At 71.6% G+C, this 20066-nt stretch carries 14 protein-coding genes; 8 read left to right on the top strand and 6 right to left on the bottom strand.

Translation table 11 applies throughout. The annotated features are described in order from the left end of the window. Positions 1–15: 15 nt before the first annotated feature. The 3 genes from ACFOY2_RS21600 to ACFOY2_RS21610 all read right to left on the bottom strand — a co-directional run bounded on the left by ACFOY2_RS21600 (position 16) and on the right by ACFOY2_RS21610 (position 5392). Positions 16–1554, bottom strand: coding sequence for an aldehyde dehydrogenase family protein (locus ACFOY2_RS21600; RefSeq protein WP_379529858.1), 1539 nt, complete (start codon positions 1552–1554; stop codon positions 16–18). A gap of 95 nt (positions 1555–1649) precedes the next feature. Further along, complete coding sequence (locus ACFOY2_RS21605) at positions 1650–4904, bottom strand: NACHT N-terminal Helical domain 1-containing protein (protein WP_379529859.1); 3255 nt, start codon at positions 4902–4904, stop codon at positions 1650–1652. A gap of 2 nt (positions 4905–4906) precedes the next feature. Then, the gene (locus tag ACFOY2_RS21610) at positions 4907–5392 is read right to left on the bottom strand and encodes a cupin domain-containing protein (RefSeq protein ID WP_379529860.1); all 486 of its coding nucleotides are present in this window, start codon (positions 5390–5392) and stop codon (positions 4907–4909) included. A 171-nt stretch (positions 5393–5563) separates the two neighbouring features. Here ACFOY2_RS21610 and ACFOY2_RS21615 point away from each other — a divergent pair, with 171 nt between their 5' ends. From ACFOY2_RS21615 to ACFOY2_RS21635, 5 genes are all read left to right on the top strand, one after another. Beyond that, positions 5564–7132, top strand: a complete 1569-nt coding sequence (locus ACFOY2_RS21615; RefSeq protein WP_379529861.1) for an SWIM zinc finger family protein — start codon at positions 5564–5566, stop codon at positions 7130–7132. 164 nt (positions 7133–7296) lie between these two features. After that, positions 7297–8610, top strand: a complete 1314-nt coding sequence (locus ACFOY2_RS21620; protein WP_379529862.1) for a DUF5691 domain-containing protein — start codon at positions 7297–7299, stop codon at positions 8608–8610. Between the two features lie 16 nt (positions 8611–8626). After that, the gene (locus ACFOY2_RS21625; RefSeq protein WP_379529863.1) at positions 8627–9691 is read left to right on the top strand and encodes an ATP-binding protein; all 1065 of its coding nucleotides are present in this window, start codon (positions 8627–8629) and stop codon (positions 9689–9691) included. Then, positions 9688–11973, top strand: a complete 2286-nt coding sequence (locus ACFOY2_RS21630) for a DUF5682 family protein (protein ID WP_379529864.1) — start codon at positions 9688–9690, stop codon at positions 11971–11973. Before ACFOY2_RS21625 ends, ACFOY2_RS21630 begins: the two co-directional genes overlap by 4 nt. 100 nt (positions 11974–12073) lie before the next feature. Further along, positions 12074–13258 carry a VWA domain-containing protein gene (locus ACFOY2_RS21635; protein ID WP_379529865.1) on the top strand — a complete coding sequence of 395 codons (1185 nt, stop codon included), beginning with the start codon at positions 12074–12076 and terminating at the stop codon, positions 13256–13258. A gap of 49 nt (positions 13259–13307) precedes the next feature. Here the strand turns inward: ACFOY2_RS21635 and ACFOY2_RS21640 are convergent, their stop codons facing one another. Further along, the gene (locus ACFOY2_RS21640; protein ID WP_379529866.1) at positions 13308–14753 is read right to left on the bottom strand and encodes a DHA2 family efflux MFS transporter permease subunit; all 1446 of its coding nucleotides are present in this window, start codon (positions 14751–14753) and stop codon (positions 13308–13310) included. A 101-nt stretch (positions 14754–14854) separates the two neighbouring features. Here ACFOY2_RS21640 and ACFOY2_RS21645 point away from each other — a divergent pair, with 101 nt between their 5' ends. From ACFOY2_RS21645 to ACFOY2_RS21655, 3 genes are all read left to right on the top strand, one after another. Continuing rightward, positions 14855–15616 carry a TetR/AcrR family transcriptional regulator gene (locus ACFOY2_RS21645; RefSeq protein WP_379529867.1) on the top strand — a complete coding sequence of 254 codons (762 nt, stop codon included), beginning with the start codon at positions 14855–14857 and terminating at the stop codon, positions 15614–15616. A 62-nt stretch (positions 15617–15678) separates the two neighbouring features. Next, entirely contained in the window at positions 15679–17055 is a 1377-nt protein-coding gene (locus tag ACFOY2_RS21650) for an MFS transporter (RefSeq protein ID WP_379529868.1), read from the top strand. 10 nt (positions 17056–17065) lie between these two features. Then, the gene (locus ACFOY2_RS21655; RefSeq protein ID WP_379529869.1) at positions 17066–18070 is read left to right on the top strand and encodes an enolase C-terminal domain-like protein; all 1005 of its coding nucleotides are present in this window, start codon (positions 17066–17068) and stop codon (positions 18068–18070) included. Positions 18071–18098: 28 nt separating this feature from the next. Here ACFOY2_RS21655 and ACFOY2_RS21660 read toward each other — a convergent pair whose 3' ends face one another. Together ACFOY2_RS21660 and ACFOY2_RS21665 are read right to left on the bottom strand one after the other, a co-directional pair. Then, entirely contained in the window at positions 18099–18434 is a 336-nt protein-coding gene (locus ACFOY2_RS21660) for a toxin-antitoxin system YwqK family antitoxin (RefSeq protein ID WP_379529870.1), read from the bottom strand. Next, positions 18431–20062, bottom strand: a complete 1632-nt coding sequence (locus ACFOY2_RS21665; RefSeq protein WP_379529871.1) for a putative T7SS-secreted protein — start codon at positions 20060–20062, stop codon at positions 18431–18433. Before ACFOY2_RS21665 ends, ACFOY2_RS21660 begins: the two co-directional genes overlap by 4 nt. Positions 20063–20066: the final 4 nt, after the last annotated feature.

Consider the following 20066-nt stretch of genomic DNA (forward strand, 5'->3'; position numbering starts at 1 on the left):
CGAGGGGCCCTTTTCTCATGCCAGGCGGAAGTCCAGGTCCGGGACGATCTCCGCCACGTCCATCTGCGCCTTCTGCAGCCGCCCCGAGTGGTCCCAGTTCAACGCCTGCCAGCGGGTGAACTGGTCGAGTACCCACATGCCCGACTGGCGGCTGCCGTTGCCCGACTTGCCGTTGCCGCCGAACGGCAGGTGGGCCTCGGCGCCCGAGGTGGAGTTGTTGACGCTGACCATGCCGGCCGAGACGCCCTCGCGGAAGCCGAAGGCGTTCTTGGGGTTGGTGGTGTAGATGGAGCTGGACAGGCCGTAGCCGGGCAGGTTGGCCAGCTCGACGGCCTCGTCGAGGGTCTGGAACGTGGTCACGCCCACGATCGGGCCGAAGGTCTCCTCCAGGAAGATCCGGTCGGCCGGCCTGACACCGTCCACGATGACCGGGTGGTAGTAGAGGCCCTGGTCGCCGTCGAAGTCGCCGTGCGGGTTGTCCTTCGAGATCCGCCCGACATTTCCTGACACGACCTTGTGGTGGGGCTGGATCCAGGTCAGGAACTCCTCGTACCGGTCGGCGAACTTCTGGTCGAGCAGCGGGCCCGCCAGCACGTCCCCCATGGGGTCGCCGATCCTGGCCGCGCCCACGGCACGGGCGAAACGCTCCACAAACTCGTCGTGGACGCTCTCGTGCACGATCACCGTGCCGAGGCTGGTGCAGCGCTGACCCGCCGTGCCGAACCCGGCGAACAGCGCGCCCTCGACGGCCAGGTCGAGATCGGCGTCCGGCATGACCACCATCGGGTTCTTGCCGCCCAGCTCCAGACAGGCCGACTGCAGGTGCCGCCCGGTCAGCTCCCCGATCTTCCTGCCCACCTCGCTCGACCCGGTGAACCCGACCTTCTGCACGTTGCCCTCGTCGAGCGCGCGCTCCAGACCCTCGAAGGTCTCGGCGCCGTCGGCGAAGACGATGTTGAGCACGCCGTCGGGCAGGCCGGAGGCGGTGAACAGGCGGTACATCGCGTGAGCCGAGGCGGCGGCGTACTCGGCGGGCTTCCACACCACGGCGTTGCCACACAGCAGCGCAGGGACCAGATACCACGAGGGGACGGCCACCGGGAAGTTGCCCGCGGTGATCACCGCGGCCACCCCCACGGGATTTCTAAACGTGAACAGGTTCTTGTCCGGCATCTCCGACGGGACCGTCTGCCCGTACAACCTGCGCCCCTCACCGAGGAAGAAGTCGCAGGTGTCCACGATCTCCCGCACCTCGCCGAGCGCCTCGGCGTACGGCTTGCCGATCTCCTCGGTCACCAGGCGCGCCAGCCGCTCCGCGTTGGCCTCGACCAGCCGCCCGATGGAGGCGATCACCCGCCCGCGCACCGGCGCCGGCACCTTGGCCCACTCGCGCTGGGCCTCCTTGGCGGTGCGGCAGGCGGCGGCGAACACCTCGGCGTCGGCCAGGCCGACGCGGGCCACGACCTCGCCGGTGCGGGCGGGATTGGTCGATTCGTAGGCGGTCGCGGAAGCGGCCTCCTTGCCACCCACGATGGAAACGATCTGACGGCTCACCAGTGCCCTCCTCATAGTTCCTTCGGACAGACAATCATCCCGCCGCAAAAAACCCAAGGAGCCGTCAGCCGGAACGGGCGATGTGCCCGGGGCGGTTATTCGCGCTTCACCTCGACGGCGCCGCGTAGCAGTCGCTCGTTCGTGACCTGCTGGCCTTTTCCGATGTGGATGGTGAGGCCGTGGGTGCCCGCCAGGGGGCCGAGGTCGATGCCGACGGCCACGCCCCTCAGGTGCAGGGTCTTCAGATTGGGCAGGCCCGTGAGCGGGGAGAGGTCGCCCACCTGCTCGCACCCCTCCAGGTCCAGGTAGGTGAGCAGGCGCTGGCCGGCCAAGGGGCCGAGGCCGGAGAGAGCGGTGCACCGGGACAGGGAGAGCATGCTCAGCGGGAACGTGTTGAGCTGGGTCAGGTCCGCGATATCGGTGCTGGTGAGGGACAGGCTGTCGAGGGCAAGCCCATGGCCGGCCAGGACGTTCAGGCAGGTGGCCACCCCGGTGACGTCGGTCAGCAGCAGCCGCTTCAGCTTCCGCATCTCCGCGAACACCTCGGGTGGCACTGGCAGGCCCGACCTTCTTAGCGACAACCTCTCCACTCGGTGTTGCCGTGACAGTGGTGCCGCCCAGTCCTCGCCGTCATGCGATGGCAGGCGTAGCCCGAGGTCGCGCAGCCGGGGAACGCGGTCAAGGAAGCTCAGCCCGTCCAGCTCGAACGGCTGGAGCCAGAGCCGGTTCAGCAGCGGCAGTCGTCCCAGCACCTCGACGTTCATGGGGCGCGACCTCCCGCTCACCGCCATGAGGTCCTTCAGCTCGGGCAACGACTCCAGCCCGTCCAGGGATTCGGTGCCAAGGCCGATCAGCTGCAGGGCCTGCACCTTCGGCACGGCTCGTAGGAAACGCAGGTCGGCGATGGGTTCGTCGAGGTGGATGGACAGGTGGGTTACCGCGCTCATCTGACGGAGCCCGCGTATGAGCCGAGCGCTGGTGACCAGAACGGACTCCGCCGTCGCCAGAACCCGCCGTGCGTAGGCAACGGCGTCGAAGTAGAGCCATCCCTCCTCAAGCTGTATGCGCACCGCCGGACGCTGGTCATCCGCGTAGGCGGCCAGCTTGTCCAGTGCAGCGGCGCCGTTGATCAGCCAGGCCGTCCGCACGGTCATGGCCGCCTGCCGTTCCGTCAGACCCGACAGGTCGTCGGGCAGCCGGCGCAGGATTTCCTCGCCCACCGCGGCCAGGATGTTCGCCTCCGTGAAGGTGCGTGGCGGGATCACCGTCGCCAGGCACGCCTCGATTCTGTCGCGCAGCTCGACCGGGATCTCCTGGATCGTCTCCAGGCAGCCGGCCACCAGCAGTCGTAGCCTGCGCGCGTGCGGCCCGCCCTGGTCGGCGCGGTCCAGCAGGCCCGCGAGCAGTTCTCTGCGCACGCGCCCGGTCGCGTGTCCCGCGGCCATCACCACGACTTCGCGCCACTGGTCCAGGTGCGCCCGTTCGATCGCCGCCTCGACGTCCTCGTCCTCGACGAGCTGGCCCGCCGCCAGATAGTCCTGGACGGTGCGGTGCGCGAAGTCGATGCGTCCCGGCACGGGCTCGCGCAGCACGCCGCTCCGTCTGATCAGGTGTTCGAGCACGTCGGCGGCCGGATAGGGCATGCGGGTCATGAGGGCGAGCTTGCGCTCGACGCTCTTGAGCGCCGTGGCCTTCGACAGCTCCGAGCGGCCCATCGACACCAGCCGCCAGGCCAGGTCACGCAGGATCCACACCTTCTGGCCGGGGTCCAGGGAGACCTCGTCCTCGATGCCGCGCTCGGCGTCCCGCCGTTCCAGCAGCAGGCTGAGGACGGCGTCGTAGAGGCCCATCCGGTTGCGCGGGAGCTGCGTGCGGCGGTCCAGGTTGAGCGCGCACAACATCGCGGCCAGCAGCGGCGTCGAGGCGACGACCCCCAGGTGCGGGTTCGACTCCATCCTGGCCAGCAGCGCGACCTCGTAGCCCTCCAGCTCGTCGGGGGCGCACGGCAGGCTGGGGCAGTCGCGCATCGCCACGTGCCACTGCCGGACGAGTTCGCGCTGGTCCTCGGGCGTCATCGGCTCCAGCATCACCGCCGCGAACCCCTCGTCGGCCAGCCAGCGGGCGTCGGCGGCCGTCGGCCGGGTGGTCACCACCACGCGTATCGCCGGGTAGGCCGCCAGGAGCCGCGACAGCCACTCCCGCACGGCGGGGCGGTGCCGTACGAGGAGCTCGTCCACCCCGTCCACCAGCAGCAGGGCGCGCCCTGACTCCAGCACCCGCTCCACCCATCCGCGCGGCATCCGCCCGGCGACCTCCTGGGCGACGTCGTCGAGGAAGGCCGACGGCGGCGGGAGGCGGCCCGTCGAGTGGCTGCGGAGCTTGATCATCATGGGGACGCAGCCGTTCCAGTCGGACAGCGCGCCCGCGAAGCCGCCCCTGGCGGCGGTGACGACCAGCCAGCGCAGCAGCGTGCTCTTCCCGGAGCCCGCGTCGCCGCGCAGCAGCGTGAGCCGGGAGCGGCGCAGGGCCGACTCGATGCGTTCCGTGCCCGGCTCGGCCGCCGGGCGGCCGGTGAGGGCGGCGATCGCGAGGCGTTCGGGGACGCGCGGCCTGCGTTCGCCGGTCGAGGCATTGAGGCTGATGTAGGCGGCGCTCAGCGACGTGCGCGGGCGGTAGTTCTCGACCCGGACGCCGAACAGCTCCACCTCGTCCATCGTGCGGCTGACGAAGGTGAGGTAGTGGCGCTCGAACGCGGCGTCGTCCTGGCGGCCCTCGGGGGCCTCCAGCGTACGCAGCGGCATGCGGGCCAGCAGCCGCTCCACGCCCTCCGCCAGGCCGCTCAGCCGGGACAGGCTCTCCGTCGCCGCCCGCGGCAGGTACTGGGGGAGCTGCCGTATCATCCCCGTCAGGCAGTCGACCGACTCGGCCAGCAGCACCGCGTACAGCCGGTCCTCCGCCTCGCCGAGCCGAGGGTCCGGCAGCGCGGTCACGATGCGCTCGGCGAGTTTGGCCGGGTCGGCGTCGGCCGCGAACAGCGCCGCGTCCGACAGGTCCGCGCCGCGCAGGGCGTCGACGACCTCCAGCAGGACGGCGGCCCGCGCGGATTCGTCCAGCCCGCCGAACTCCTGCTCGACCAGCCTGCCCAGCCTGCCTTCCACGGCCAGCGCGATGCCCTGGAGCTGGTTGTCGAGCTTCCTGGGCGCCAGCCGGTCGCGAAAGCCGCTCTGGACGAGGTCCTTCAGGTCCGAGGTGCGGTCCTTGGACTGGCCCCGGGTGGCCAGCCATTCGCGTAAGGCACGTTCGGCGATCGACTTGCCCGCGGCCGTCAGCGCCGCCTCGACACCGGGCATGCTCAGGCCGTGAAGTCGGCGAAGTCGAAGCCCGGTGCCACGACGCAGCTCACCAGCACCGGCTCGGTTCCCGCCGGGCGGGCCGACTGCCACACCCCGCCGGGCACCACCGCCTGCGGCACCTCGCCGTCCTCCACGCGCGGGCCCAGCGTGATCGTCTCGTCGCCGATCGTCAGGCTGAGCGGGCCGCCCCGGTGCCACAACCAGATCTCGGCCGATCTGACCTTGTGGGGGACGGACTCCTCGCCCGGGTTCAGCAGGAAGTAGATGGCGGTGCCGGCGGCGCGGGGGCCCGGGTAGCCGTCGGGGTGGACGTCGACGGGCGATCTCCAGGTCTCGCGGTACCAGCCGCCCTCCGGGTGGGGGAGGAGGTCGAGGGCGGTGGCGATGGGCGGGCGTTCGACGAACGCGACGGGGGCGCCCGTGACGTCTCTGCGCAGGAAACGGGTGCCGTCGAGGACGAGCTGCCCGTCGAGCGGGCTTCGCATGGCCTCTGCTTCGTTCGCCACCTGAACGGTGGGCCCATCGGGGTATGTCCGTAGTTCCACCTGGCCGATCTTAGGCCCGATGCGGCTCAACAATCTTGTACGACAAACCGGTGTTTCCGGATGTAGCGGACTGCCCGCGAAATGTCGGTGCGGCTGGCTAGTCTGCGGCAGGTGATCGAACGGTGGAGCCGTGATCAGGTGCTGGCCCTCGCCCCTGACGCGTCGTCCCAGAAGGCGGCCCAGGGGGTTTCGACGCCCGCCAAATGGTCGTCGCGCGGCACGACGGGCACGGTGTTGTACGGCGAGTGCAAGGGCAGCGGGGCCAAGCCCTACCTGGCGTGCGTCGACCTCACCGAGCCCGCTTACCGGTGCAGTTGCCCGAGCAGGAAGTTCCCGTGCAAACACGCGCTGGGGCTGCTGCTCATGTGGTCCGCCGACGGGGTGCCCGAGGCGGCGGCGGTGCCGCCGTGGGTCGCCGAGTGGGTGGAGGGGCGCGCGGTCCGCGCGGCCAAGGCGGCGGCCAAACTGGAGGCCGCCCGTGAGCAGGCCGCCCAGGCGACTTCCGGGGAACTCGGCGGCTCGATTTCCGCAGAGCCCGGCGCGGCTTCTGGAGAGCTCGGCGCTGCGGAAGGGGCGGGGGCGGCGGTTCTCGGGGAGCCGGGAGTGGGCTCGGCGCAACCCGGTGGTCCGGCGTCGGGAGCGGCCGGTTCGGAAGGGCCGGGGGCGGCCGTCGGGCAGTCGGGCGGTGCGACCACCGGAGAGCTCGGTGCCGCGGGAGCGGCGAAGGGGCGCGTGGACGGGGGCGCGGAGTCCGTACGGCATGCGCGGGTCGCCACCGGGCTGGCCGAGCTGGAGCGGTGGCTGGCCGACCAGGTCCGCCAGGGGTTGGCGGGGGCGGCAGAGCACGACTGGGACGGCCTGGCCAAGCGCCTCATCGACGCCCAGGCCCCCGGGGTCGCCGGCGTCGTCTCCCGTCTGGCGCAGGTGCGTTCCGAGGAGCACTGGCCGGGGCGGCTCCTGGAGGAGTACGCCCTGATCAACCTCCTCGCCGTCGCCTACCGGCGGCGCGCCGAGCTGCCCGCCCCGCTGGCCCAGACGGTGCTCATCCGCGCCGGGTTCCCCGTCACCAGGGAAGAGGTGCTGATCAGGCCGGTGGTGCGCGATCAGTGGGACGTGCTCGGGAGGCGCGACGACGTACAGGACCGGCTGACGGCCAGGCGCGTCTGGCTCCGCGGCCGTCGCACGGGCAGGGCCGCGCTGGTCCTGTCGTTCGCTCCCCTTGGCCAGCCGCTGGACGCCTCCCTGGTCACGGGGACGACGATCGACGCCGACCTGACCTTCTACCCGGGCGCCGCCCCCTTGCGCGCTCTGGTCGCCGCCCGCCACGGCGCCGTTTCGCCGGACGAGCTCGTCGCGGAGCAGCCGCCGACGTCCCCGGAAGCCGCCTCGCCCGGCAACCCGCGCGTGCCTCCGGGGATGACCCCGGACGAGGCGCTCGACGAGGTGGCCGGGGCGCTGGCCGACGACCCGTGGACCGACTCGTGGCCGCTGGTGCTGTCCGGGGTCGTGCCCGGCAGCGCCACCCTGGGCGGGCTCCCCCTGCATCCCAAGGCGCGCGACCCGTGGCGGCTGATCGCCGTATCGGGCGGACACCCCGTGACGGTGGCCGTCGAATGGACGCCGCAGGGCCTGCGCCCCCTGACAACCTGGGACGAAGAAGGAACGGCGGTGATCCTGTGACGGATCCGCAGCGTAGCGAGGACATCCGTCACAGGGCTCCGAGCGTAGCTCGGCAATCAGATGCTGCGGATCCGCAGCGTAGCGAGGACATCCGTCACAGGGCTCCGAGCGCAGGTCGGCGATCAAGTACGACGGGCTGGGCGGAGCTGACCTCGACGGCGCTGGTGGGTACTGATCGCAGGCCGTATCAAGGGGATCTGCTCGAAGCCGCGGCCGTTGAAGTGGCGCGGCGGCGGGCGGGGCGGCGCGGGCAGAGCGAGGACGAGCAGGCCGGGCGCGCGCCCGGCGAGGAGCGCGGGGCCGTGGGCAGGCGGGCGGCCGAGCGGCTGGTGCGGATCATGGGCGGCGAGCACGGACGGCTGCTGCCCGAGTGGCTGGCCGCCGCGGCGGCGACGGGCTGCAGGGTGCCTGCTTATGTGCTGCCCGAGTTGCTGGAGACGGGCAGGCGGGACCGGTCGATCCGGGTGCATCTGGGTGTGCTGGCCGGCCAGCGCGGCCGGTGGCTGGCCGGGCTCAACCCCGCCTGGGCGTACCTGCTGGAAGAGCCCACGGGCGAGACCTGGGAGCTGGGCGGCGCGGCCGATCGGCGGGCGCACCTGCGTGCCCTCAGGGCGGCCGAGCCCGCCGAGGCCAGGCACCTCCTGGAGAGCACGTGGGAGCAGGAGACGCCCGACGATCGGGCCGAGTTCGTGGCGGTGCTGGCCGACGGGTTGAGCATGGACGACGAGCCGTTCCTTGAGCAGGCGCTCGACGACCGGCGCAGAGAGGTGCGCCAGGAGGCCGCCAACCTGCTCACCCGCCTGCCCGAGTCGCGCATGTCCCGGCGCATGGCCGAGCGCGCGCGGGCCTGCGTGTCCCTCGACGGCGGCGTCATCGTCGTCGAGGCGCCGCAAGAGTGCGACAAGGCGATGGAACGCGACGGCATCCGCGCCAAACCGCCCAGAGGCATCGGCGAGCGGGCCTGGTGGCTGCAGCAGGTCATCGCCCGCGCCCCGTTGACGATCTGGGAGCGGCCACCGCGGACCCTGCTCCAGATGAAGATCCCCGACTGGGACGTCGAGGTGAAGACCGCCTGGGTGCGCGCGGCGGTGCTGCAGCGTGATCCCGAGTGGGCACGGGCGATGTTCGGGTGGGACCCGATCGCGGATCTGCTCGAAGCGCTCCCGCCCGGCGAGCAACAGGAGCTCGCCGCGGGGTTCGTGAAGAAGCATGACGTGGACAGCCAGTTGATCATGGTGTTGGGCGGCGTCTCGTCCCCCTGGCACGAGGGTCTGGCCACGGCCGTGCTCCACAAGATCGTCAAGGTGGCCGCCACCCAGCCGTGGAACCTCGGCGAGCTGGTCAAACTGGCGGGCGAGCACATCGACCCGGCCCTGTTCCCGCTGGCCGAGAGCTATTCGCCCGTGGAGTCCATCCAGCAGGTCGCCGCCCTGCTGCGTTTCCGTGCCGACATGTACAGGGAGCTCAAACAGCGATGACAGCGAAGGAGGGCTCATGACCGTTCTGCGCCCGCATGCGGAAGACCAGTACGCCGAGGAGTTGGCGGTCCTGGCCAAGGACGATGACCGGCTCAGGCCGCCGGGATGGAAGTTGTCGCCGTGGGCCGTCACTACCTACATCCTGGGCGACGGAGAGCGCATCACCCCCAAGTACGTGGGCGCCCGCCGCATCGTCGAGGTCGCCGTCGCCACCCTGGCCACCGACCGCGCGCTGCTGCTGCTCGGCGTGCCGGGCACCGCCAAGACGTGGCTGTCGGAGCACCTGGCCGCCGCCATCAGCGGCGACTCGACGCTGCTGGTGCAGGGCACGGCCGGGACGGCGGAGGAGGCCATCCGGTACGGCTGGAACTACGCCAGGCTCCTGGCCGAGGGGCCCTCGATCGAGGCGCTGACCCCGTCGCCCGTCATGCGGGCGATGGCCGAAGGGCGCGTGGCCCGCGTCGAGGAGCTGACGCGGATGCCGTCCGACGTCCAGGACGCGCTGATCACCGTGCTGTCGGAGAAGACGCTGCCGATCCCCGAGCTCAACCGGGAGGTCCAGGCCGAACGCGGCTTCAACGTCATCGCCACGGCCAACGACCGCGACCGGGGCGTGAACGAGCTGTCCAGCGCGCTGCGCCGCCGCTTCAACACGGTCGTGCTGCCCGTCCCCGCCACCGCCGAGGAGGAGGTGGACATCGTCTCGCGCCGGGTGCAACAGCTCGGCCGGGCCTTGGAGCTGCCCGAGACGACGACGGGGATGGACGAGATCCGGCGGGTGGTGACGGTCTTCCGCGAGCTGCGCACGGGGGTCACCGAGGACGGGCGCACCAAGGTCAAGTCGCCGAGCGGCACCCTGTCCACGGCCGAGGCGATCTCGGTGCTCACCAACGGCATCGCCCTGGCCGCCCACTTCGGCGACGGCGTCCTGCGGCCCTCCGACGTGGCCGCCGGGATCGTCGGCGCGGTGGTGCAGGAGCCGGTGTCCGATCGGGTGGTGTGGCGCGAATACCTGGAGACGGTGGTGCGGGAGCGGTCCGATTGGCGCGACTTCTACCGCGCCTGCCGCGAGGTCTCATGAGCGACGGTGAGGCGCCGGGCGTGGTCGGTGGGCGGGCGAGTGTGGTGGTCGTCGGTGGCGCGAGGGTTTCCGTGCTGGGGGTGCGCCATCACGGTCCCGGCTCCGCGCGTGCCGTGCGTGCCGAGTTGGAGCGGTTGCGGCCGGACGCCGTCCTCATCGAGGGCCCGCCGGAGGCCGACGGGCTGGTCGCGCTCGCGCCCGAGTTGGAGCCGCCCGTCGCGTTGCTGGCGCATGTGCCGGGCGCGGCCGATCGGGCCGCTTTCTGGCCGTTCGCGGCGTTCTCGCCCGAGTGGCAGGCCATCCTGTACGGGGTCTCCGCCGGCGTCCCCGTGCGGTTCTGCGATCTGCCGGCGGCTCATTCGCTGGCTGACGACCGGAAAGAGGATGAAATTTCGGATATGCGGGCCGATCCCATCGGCTCGCTGGCCGCCGCCGCCGGATACGACGATCCTGAACGCTGGTGGGAGGACGTCGTCGAACACCGAGGCGACACCCCCTTCGAGGCGATCGCCGAGGCCATGGCCACGGTGCGCGACGGCCACGTCCCGGATGAGCGGGAGGCCAGGCGCGAGGCGTACATGCGCAAGACCCTCCGCGCGGCCGTCAAGCAGGGCTTCGGCAGGATCGCGGTGATCTGCGGCGCCTGGCACGTGCCCGCGCTCACCGGCTCGCTGCCGTCGGTCACGGCCGACAACGCGGTTCTGCGCGGGCTGGCGAAGGTGAAGGCGGAGCTGACGTGGGTGCCGTGGACGTACGGGCGGCTGGCCTCGTGGAGCGGGTACGGCGCGGGGATCACCTCGCCCGGCTGGTACCACCATCTGTTCGCCGCCCCTGACCGGCCCGTGGAGCGGTGGCTGGCCGAGGCGGCGGGGGTGCTGCGCGAGGAGGGGCTGGCGGTGTCGTCCGCGCACGTGATCGAGTCCGTACGCCTGGCCGGCAGTCTGGCCGCCCTGCGCGGCAGGCCGCTGGCCGGGCTCGGCGAGGTCACCGAGGCGGCCAGGGCCGTGCTGTGCGAGGGCGACGACCTGGCGGTGGAGCTGATCCAGCGGCGCATGGTCGTCGGCGACCGGCTCGGCCACGTCAGCGACGGCACGCCGATGGTGCCGCTCCAGCGCGACCTGCGCGACCAGCAGCGGCGGCTGAAGCTCAAACCCGAGGCCCTCGACCGCGAGATCGACCTCGACCTGCGCAAACCGCTCGACCTCGACCGCAGCCACCTGCTCCACCGGCTCCGGCTGCTCGGCGTGGAGTGGGGGACGCTGGGGCAGGCGCGGGGGAAGGGCACGTTCAGGGAGACGTGGACGCTGCGCTGGCGGCCGGAACACGACCTCGCGCTCATCGAGCACGCCGCCCTGGGCACCACCGTGGTCGCCGCCGCCGCGCGGCGGGCCGGAGACCTGGCAGGGGCCGAGACGGCGGCGCTGGCCGACCTGACCTCGCTGGTCGAGCTCTGCCTACTGGCCGACCTGCCGGAGGCGCTGCCCGAGGTGTTGTCGGCCCTGTCGGCCAAGGCGGCCCTGGACACCGACGTCACGCATCTGATGGCCGCGCTGCCCGCGATGGTGCGGGCCCACCGCTACGGCGATGTGCGGGCCACGTCGGCGGCGGGGCTGGCGGTGATCGTGCGCTCGATGCTGGACCGGATCTGCGTCGGGCTGCCGGTGGCGGTGAGCGGGCTGGACGACGAGGCGGCGGCCGGCCTGCTCAAGCACGTGGACGGGGTGCACGCGGCGGTCGCCCTGCTCAGCGAGGCCCCCGGGCAGCCTTCGGAGGGCCATGAAGAGGCGGTCCAAGCAGGCGCCGCGCTCGCCTCGCCGCGCAGCCGGTGGCTGGTCACGTTGCGCGGCATCAGCGACCGGCCCGACCTGCACGGGCTCATCGAAGGGCGGCTCACCCGCATCCTGCTCGACTGCGGTGAGCTCGGCGACGCGGCCGACCGCATGTCCAGGGCGATGTCGCGGGGCCAGGCCCCGGCCAGGGCCGCCGCCTGGGTCGAGGGGTTCCTGGCAGGGGGCGGGCTGCTGCTGGTGCACGATCCGCGCCTGCTCGGCCTGGTGGACGGGTGGCTGACCGGGCTGTCCGCGGACCAGTTCACCGACGTGCTGCCGCTGCTGCGCCGGACGTTCGGCGGCTTCGAGGTCCCCGAACGCCGCGCCATCGGGGAGCGGCTGCACTCGGCGGGACAGGGCGAAGAGGGGGAGATCGAGCAGGACGTGGACGAGCGGCGCGCGGCCCCGGCCGTCGCGACCGTCCTGGCGATCCTCGGCCGGGAACGCGGATGAACACCTGGACGGCGAGGGCCGTGAGAGGGACGAACGGGGAGCATCCGGAAGGCAGACGTCCCTTCGGGGGGACGGGCGAGGATTTGACGGAGGTGGGCGGATGAACGCGACCGACGAGCGGATGCGCAGGTGGCGGCTGGTGCTCGGCGGTGGTGAGGCCGACGGCACCGGGTGCGGCCTGCAGGGGCGCGACGCGCAGATGGACGCCGCGCTGTCGGCCGTCTACGACCAGGGCGCCAGGGAGGGCGGCCTGGGCGCGTCGGCGCCGCGGGTGGCCCGCTGGCTGGGCGACATCCGCTCGTACTTCCCCTCCACGGTCGTCCAGGTCATGCAGAAGGACGCGATCGAGAAGCTGAACCTCACCCGGCTCCTCCTGGAGCCCGAGATGCTGGAGGCGGTCGAGCCCGACGTGCACCTGGTCGGCACCCTGCTGGCGCTCAACCGCGTCATGCCCGACCAGGTCCGCGAGTCGGCCAGGGCGCTGGTGCGCAAGGTGGTCGAGGAGCTCGAACGCCGGCTGGCCCAGAAGACGAGGGCGGCCGTGACCGGGGCGCTCGACCGTTCGGCCAGGACGCACCGGCCCAAGCGGGTGGCCGACATCGACTGGGACCGTACGATCCGGGCGAACCTGAAGAACTACCTGCCCGAGCGCAACACCGTCGTGCCCTCACGGCTGGTCGGTTACGCCCGCAGGCAGCGGTCGGTGCAGCGGGAGGTGGTGCTCGCCATTGACCAGAGCGGGTCGATGGCGGCCTCGGTGGTGTATTCGAGCGTGTTCGGCGCGGTGCTGGCGTCGATGCGCTCGCTCAAGACGTCCCTGGTGGTGTTCGACACCTCGGTGGTGGATCTCACCGACCAGTTGCACGATCCGGTCGAGCTGCTGTTCGGCACCCAGCTCGGCGGCGGCACCGACATCAACCGGGCCATCGCCTACAGCCAGGGTCTGATCACGCGGCCCACCGACTCGATCTTCATCCTGATCAGCGACCTCTACGAGGGCGGCGTCCGGCAGGAGATGCTGCGCAGGGTGGCGGCGATGACGCAGGCGGGCGTTCAGGTGATCGTGTTGCTGGCGCTGTCGGACGAGGGCGCGCCGTTCTACGACCACGAGAACGCCGCCGCGCTGGCCGCGATGGGTGTGCCGGCGTTCGCGTGCACGCCCGACGCCTTCCCCGATCTGATGGCGGCCGCGATCGAGCGGCGCGACATCGTCCAGTGGGCCGAGCGCAACACGGTCGGCACGGCGCCGCCGTGGTCCCAGCAGGAGGGCCACGGCCCCGTGTGACACCGGGGGCCCAGCGCCCCCGGCGTGCCCCCGTCGCCCCCGTGGCCGGTCAAGCGCCGTGACCGTCCGGCCGCGCCCGGCGGGGCAGCAGGTACGACAGCGCGAACGTCAGCGCCAGCAGCCCGGCCTCAACCCAGACCGTGACCTGCATGGCGGCCCCGAAGGCCCACTTGCCGGCCAGCAGGTTGAAGAAGAGCGTCCCGAGGACGGCGGTGCCCAGCGCGCCGCCGAGCTGCTGGACAGCGGTCAGCGTGCCGGAGGCCGACCCCGACTCGTGCGGTTCGACGCCGGCGAGCACGATGTCGAAGAACGGCGCCATGGTCAGCCCCATGCCGACCCCGACCAGGGCCAGCCCGGGGGAGAGCTGCCAGCCGCTGACGTCGAGCCCGGCCTGGTGGATGGTCAGCGCCAGCACGGCCGCCCCGGCCGCCATGACGCCGGTGCCGATCTGCAGCAGCCCGCGTCCCAGCTTCTCCTGCAGCCCGGACATCGCCAGCCCGAAGCCGACCACGCCGCCGAGCGCCTGCGGCAGCCCCACCAGGCCGGCCTGCAGCGGGGTGAAGCCGAGCCCGAGCTGGGTGTAGAGGCTGAAGACCAGGCCGAAGCCCATCAGGCCGGAGAAGAACGCGAGCCCGGCCACCAGCCCGCCGGTGAAGGCCCGCTTGCGGAACAGGCCGGGGGTGATGAGCGGATCGCGGCCGGAGGCGGCCCGGCGCGACTCGTAGCGGCCGAACACGGCGAAGACGGCGATCGAGGCGGCCATCGACACGAACGTCCACGCCGGCCAGCCCAGCTCGCGCCCCTGGATGAGCGGGAAGACCAGCAGGAACGCGGCCACCGACACGAGCAGCACGCCGACGATGTCGAGCCTGGTGGCGTTCGAGAGGCGATGTTCGGGCAGGAAACGCATCCCGGCCAGTACGGCGGCCAGGCCGATCGGCAGGTTGATCAGGAAGATCATGCGCCATCCCGTGCCGAAGAAGTCGGCGTCGACCAGCCATCCGGCCAGCACCGGGCCGCCGACGGAGGAGATGGCCATGACCGGGCCGAACATGCCGAAGGCCTTGCCCAGCTCCCGCGGCGGGAACATCTCCTTGATCAGCCCGAGCCCCTGCGGGATCATCACGGCGCCGAACAGGCCCTGCAGCACCCGGCCGGCGATCAGCATCTCTGGGCTGACCGAGACGCCGCAGGCCAGGGAGGCGGTGGTGAAGCCGAGCGCGCCGATCACGAACATGCGCTTCCTGCCGTACAGGTCGCCGAGCCGGCCGCCGGTGATCAATCCGACGGCCATGGCCAGGGTGTATCCGGCGCCGAGCCACTGCACGAGGCTGTCCGAGCCGCCCAGCTCCCGCTGGATGGTGGGGGCGGCGATCGCGGTGACGAGCGCGTCGAGCAGATCCATGGCCTCGGCGGCCAGGATCACGAAGAGCGCGATCCAGCGCCGGCGGTAGGGCTGGACCTCGGTTGGCGCCGTTAAGGCGGTGACTGACATGAGAACCCCCTGCTAGAAACGGTGTTCTTGGCAACGAACGCTGTTCGTCAACGAACACTGTTTTATTGGCGAACGCCGTTCGTGTCAAGTACAGTGTTCGTATGGTGGATCGCAAGGGACACGACGCCGCGGAGCTGCCCGCGCCTCCATGGCGCAGGCCGCGCAAACCCCCGCAGTTCAAGCGGCAGTTGAGCCAGGACCTCATCGTCGAGACCGGGCTGCGGATCCTCGACGCGGAGGGGCTCGACGCCCTGAGCATGAGACGTGTCGCCCAGGAGCTCGACACCGGCCCCGCCTCGCTGTACGCGCACGTGGCCGGCAAGGAGGAACTGCTCGAGCTCGTCTACGACCGGGTGCTCGGCGAGATCGAGCTGCCCGAACGCGATCCGAGCCGCTGGAAGGAGCAGTTGCGGGCCTACGCGATGGAGGTCCACCGGGTGCTGATCATCCACGCCGACCTGGCGCGGGCGGCACTGGCCAACATCCCCACCGGCGAGAACTCCCTGCGCGCCGGCGAGTACGTCTTCGGCCTGCTCATCGAGGCCGGGATGCCCCCGCGTGAGGCGTCCCTGTCGATGGACCGGCTCTCCCTCTACATCGTCGGCGACGCCTACGAGGGCTCCCTGCACTACGCCCGCATGCGCGCGGCGGGCATGACCGACAGACAGGAGTACTTCGAGTCGTTCGTCGGCCAGATCGCCGGCTACTACCGGTCGCTTCCGCCGGGGCGGTTCCCGCACGTGAGCAAGCATGTGGACGACCTCGTCGCCGACGACGGCGAGGAACGCTTCCGCTACGGCCTGGAACTGCTGCTCGACGGCATCGAGACGCGCATGCCGCCAGGACGTCAGACAGGGCATTAGGCCCAATTGCCTAGGGCTGTCGCCCGATGTGCCGCCCGGTACTTCGCCATAGCTTGCCGAGCATGACGACAACGACTGCAGAACGGCCCGTGGCCGGCGTGGTGTCCAAGGAATACCGGGCGCTCAGCATCGGGCTGATCGCCTTGGTGATGTTGACGGCTTTCGAGGCCATGGCGGTGGCCACGGCGATGCCCGTCGTGGCCCGCGAACTCGGCGGCCTGCCCCTGTACAACCTGGCCTTCAGCGCCACCCTGGCGGCCAGCGTGATCGCGACGGTGCTGGGCGGCCGATGGGGCGACGTGCGCGGCCCGCTGCAGCCGCTCGCGGCGGGCGTGGCGGCGTTCATCGCGGGGCTGTTGCTGGCCGGGTTCGCGCCGACCATGGAGGTGCTGGTCGCGGGCCGGTTCGTGCAGGGGCTCGGAGCCGGGTTGATCCAGGTCGCGCTGTACGTCCTGGTCGCCAGGGTTTACCCGCCAGAGCTGCACCCCAAGGTGTTCGCCCTGTTCTCGGCCGCCTGGGTGGTGCCGTCGATGGTCGGCCCCGCGATCGCCGGGTTCGTCGTCGAGCGCGTCGACTGGCGCTGGATCTTCCTCGGCGTCTGCGTGATCGTCGTCCCCGCCGCGCTGCTGCTCTGGCACGGCACCACGGGCCGGGCCCTGGACAGCGGCATCGCCCGGCCCGCCCCCGGCCTCGGCCGCAAACTCGCCTGGGCGACGCTCACCGCCGTCGCCGCCGCGCTCATCCAGTACGGCAGCGCGCTGAAGCTCGCCGGACTGCCCCTCCTCCTCGCCGGCGTCGTCCTGCTGGCCGTCGCCCTGCCCAGGCTGCTGCTGCCCGGCGCGCTCAGAGCCGCCCCAGGACTGCCGACCGCGCCCGTGCTGCGCGGCCTGGCCTTCGGCGCTCTGACGGCCGCCGAGGTGCTCATCCCCCTCATGCTGATCAACGAGCGCGGCCTGACCCCCACGGGCGCGGGCATCGTCCTGACGATCGGAGCGCTCGGCTGGTCCACCGGCTCCTGGCTCAAGGGGCGCGGCACGATCGGCACCGTGACCGCCATCCGAGGCGGCGCCGCCATGATCACCGTCGGCATCTCCCTGGTGTCGCTCGTGCTGATCGACTCCGTCCCGATCGCGCTGGCCTACGTGGGCATGGGCATCGCCGGGCTCGGCATCGGCGCGCTGCACCCCACGGTGTCCGTCCTGGTGCTGGAGATGTCGGCAAAGGGGGAGGAGGGGCAGAACAGCGCGGCCGTGGGCGTCGGTGAGTCGGTGTTCACTGTGATGGCCGTCGCGACCGGCGGCGCCCTGTTCACCGCCGCCGGCGCGAACTACGCCGTCGGCCTCGGCTTCGCCTCCGCCCTCGCGGCCGTCGCCTTCCTCATCGCCCCGCGTTTGGTCCGTGCCCACGCAGCGGGCACTATGGAGACGACCGCGTCATAAAGGGGGGCACATGCCGCGAGTGCGGGAGCTTGAGGTCTTCCGGCTGGTCCTGCCGTTCGGCAGGCGGTCGGAGACCCTGCTGGTGAAGCTCACAGACCAAGGCGGCATGACCGGCTGGGGCGAGGCGACCTCCCCACCGCCCAAAACCTGGTCCAAACTTGAGGAATCGCTCGCCGCCCTGCTCATCGGCGTCGACTGGGAACATCCCGACGCCGTGCCCAGCGGCGAATCCGCCGTGGACATGGCCTGCTGGGACCTGTGGACCAGGATGCGGGGCATGCCGCTCGCGGAGGCCATCGGCGGCACCCGCACCTCGCTCATGGCCACCGTGCGGCTGACGCCCGACCCGTCCGTCGAAAGCCTCGTGGCCCGGGTCAACCAGCAGGTCTGCGCCGGCTACGGGCACGTCACGCTGGACGTGCGGCCCGGATGGGACGTCGAGCCCGTACGGGCGGTACGGAACGCCTACCCCGCCCTGACCCTGGCCGTCGACTGCGGCAACGCCTACACCGAGCTCGGACAGCTCGTCGCCCTCGACTCCTACGGCCTGGAAGTCATCGAACGACCCTTCGCCGTCACCGACGCCTCCACACACGCCTCGCTGCAGGACCAGGTGACCGCCTCGGTCGCGGTCGAGATCGGCTCGACGGCCGAACTGGACGACTACCTGACGCTGCGGGCGGCCAAGGTCCTGCTGCTACGGCCGGCCACGTTCCCGTCACTGACCGAAGTCCGCCGCGCCCACGACCGGGCCGTGGCGGCCGGCTGGGACATCCAGTGCGCCGGCGGCCAGGGCGCGGGGCTGGCCAGGGCGGCGACGGTCGCGGTCGCCAGCCTGCCCGGCTGCACGCTGCCGTGCGACGTCACGCAGCCGCCGCGCCAGAACCAGATCGTCACCCCGATCGTGGGGGCCGACGGCGGAGTCATCGCCGTCCCGCTGACCCAGGCGGGGCTGGGGCACGACGTCGACGAGGCGCGGCTGCGGCGGTTCGCCAAAGACTCTTTTCGTACCTAGACGGGTGGCGGGCCGCTTTCCGCCGCCCTCAGCCCGTGGGGTCGCCGTTCTCGTCCCACCGCTGTTCGCTCACGACCCGGCCGTTGCGGAGGTGCTTTTCGCGGGCGAGCCGGCCGTTTGAGTGCCACTCCCGCTCTTGCACGGTGGAACCGAAGTCGTAGATGTTCTCGGCTGTCAACCGGCCATCGTGCGTGAATTGGCGTTCCGGGCCGTCCTGGACGCCGCTCGTGTAATACGTCTCGGCGAGGAGCGTGCCGTCGGGAAAGTTTTCGACGGTGACACCGGTGAGCACTTCTCCGTTGTAGGTGACCCTGCCATCGGTGGTCTCATCGGTGTCATCAAGCAGCACCCTGAGCACGGTCACGCCTCCTTGCCGGGAATCGAGTCGATGGGCCCCAGAATATGGGTGCAGTTGGGGCAGCAGGGAGCGGGTAGTCCGGTGCCGCCGCCGAACAGGCGCCGGTTGTCGATGACGATCTCGGACAGGTGGGCCTCGCCGGTGGGGGCGCCGATCGCCTCCCGAGCCCAAAGGGCCTTGTTGGTCGCCACCACTTCCGAGTGCGTTCCTGGGAAGTCGACGTGGGGGAATCCGCCCCGGCGCCCTCCTCCGTAGTCGTAGGCCGCCGGATTGCGATCGGCGTAGTCGACCATGTCGTCGAGCGGTTTCTGCAAGGTGGGATGTAAATCGGTGGGCACGTCGTGGGGGATCGTCCGGTTGTCGGCCTCAAAGAGCTCTCCGGTTCGCCGGTCGAAGGCGATCGAATGCATTCTCCCGGTGAGCCGCTTGGTGAAGTTGCCGGGGTCGGTCTGCCGCAATTCCTGGTAGAGGTCATTGCGTTGTGTGGCGATGTCCTGCACGAACTCGTTTACCGGTCGCCCGTTAACCGTGTCGATCAGGCCGTCCCGGCCGCGGGTCGTCGTGAAGTCTCGCGGTAAGGGGTTGCCCACTCTTTCCAGGCGTGACGGGGCCTCGGACAGGGCGCGGGTCTGAGGGGTCGGGCGGAGGCCGCGGCCGAGGAGGCGGCCCAGGCCGGCGCGTACCGCCGCCGCCATCCCGCGCAGCCCGCCCGCCGCCACCATCCCGTGTGCCAGCAGTCCCGCGCTCTTGCCTCCCGGCAGCATCCCGAGCCCGTTCAGGATGACCTCGCCCAGGCTGGATCTGCCCTCGCGGTACTTGTTGAGCGAGTCGGCGAACACCACGGCTCCGGCGGCGATGGCCGCCCCGGCCAGAAGTGCTCCGGCCAGACCGCCGGTGCCGACGATCAGTACGGCGATCCCGGCGACCAGGGCCACCTTCCCGGCGAACGACACGAAGTCATCCCAGGAGCGGAACGGCGTCGAGACCGTGTCCCAGGCTTTGGCCAGCCACGACTTGTCGCGGATGCCGCTGCCGTCGAGTGCCTGCGTGATCTCCTCGACCGCCCGCGTCTCGGCGTCCGAGCGCAGCCGGGCCGCCTCGTCGGCAACGCGGCGGGCTCGTGCGCGGTCGGCGTCGGCGGTTCTGGCCCGCTGCACCGCCGGGCGTACCGATGCCTGGACGGCCGGGGCGGCGGCGGAGACGGCGTGCTCCACGTCGGGGAGGGAACGCAGCCCGGCCGCGGCGGGCAGGTGGGCGCGGACCTCGCGTAACGCCCCCTGGTACTGGGCGTCGGCGGTCTGGCCCTGGCGCAGGGCGGTGCCGGCCTGGGTTTTGGCCTGGTCCAGGGTGCCCGCGTAGGTCATGAGCGCGTTTCCGGCGCCCCGGTATGCCTTGCCCAGTTTGGCCAGCTCGGCGGGGAGCCCGCTCAGGGCCTCGGTGTACGGGGCCGCGTAGTCGCCGCGCATCCGCAGCGCCGAGCTGTTTCCCGAGACCGTGTTCAGTCTGGCCGTGTTGTCGTCGGCCAGCTCCGCCTGGTCGAGCAGTCGGCGGGCGAGCACCCGCACCTGGTCAGGGTCGCCCGGGGCCGGGTCGTCGGCCAGCCCCAGTACCTGCCATCCGGCCGGCACGCCCATGACG

The organism is Nonomuraea purpurea, assembly GCF_042650645.1.
In the GTDB taxonomy this organism is placed as follows: domain Bacteria; phylum Actinomycetota; class Actinomycetes; order Streptosporangiales; family Streptosporangiaceae; genus Nonomuraea; species Nonomuraea purpurea.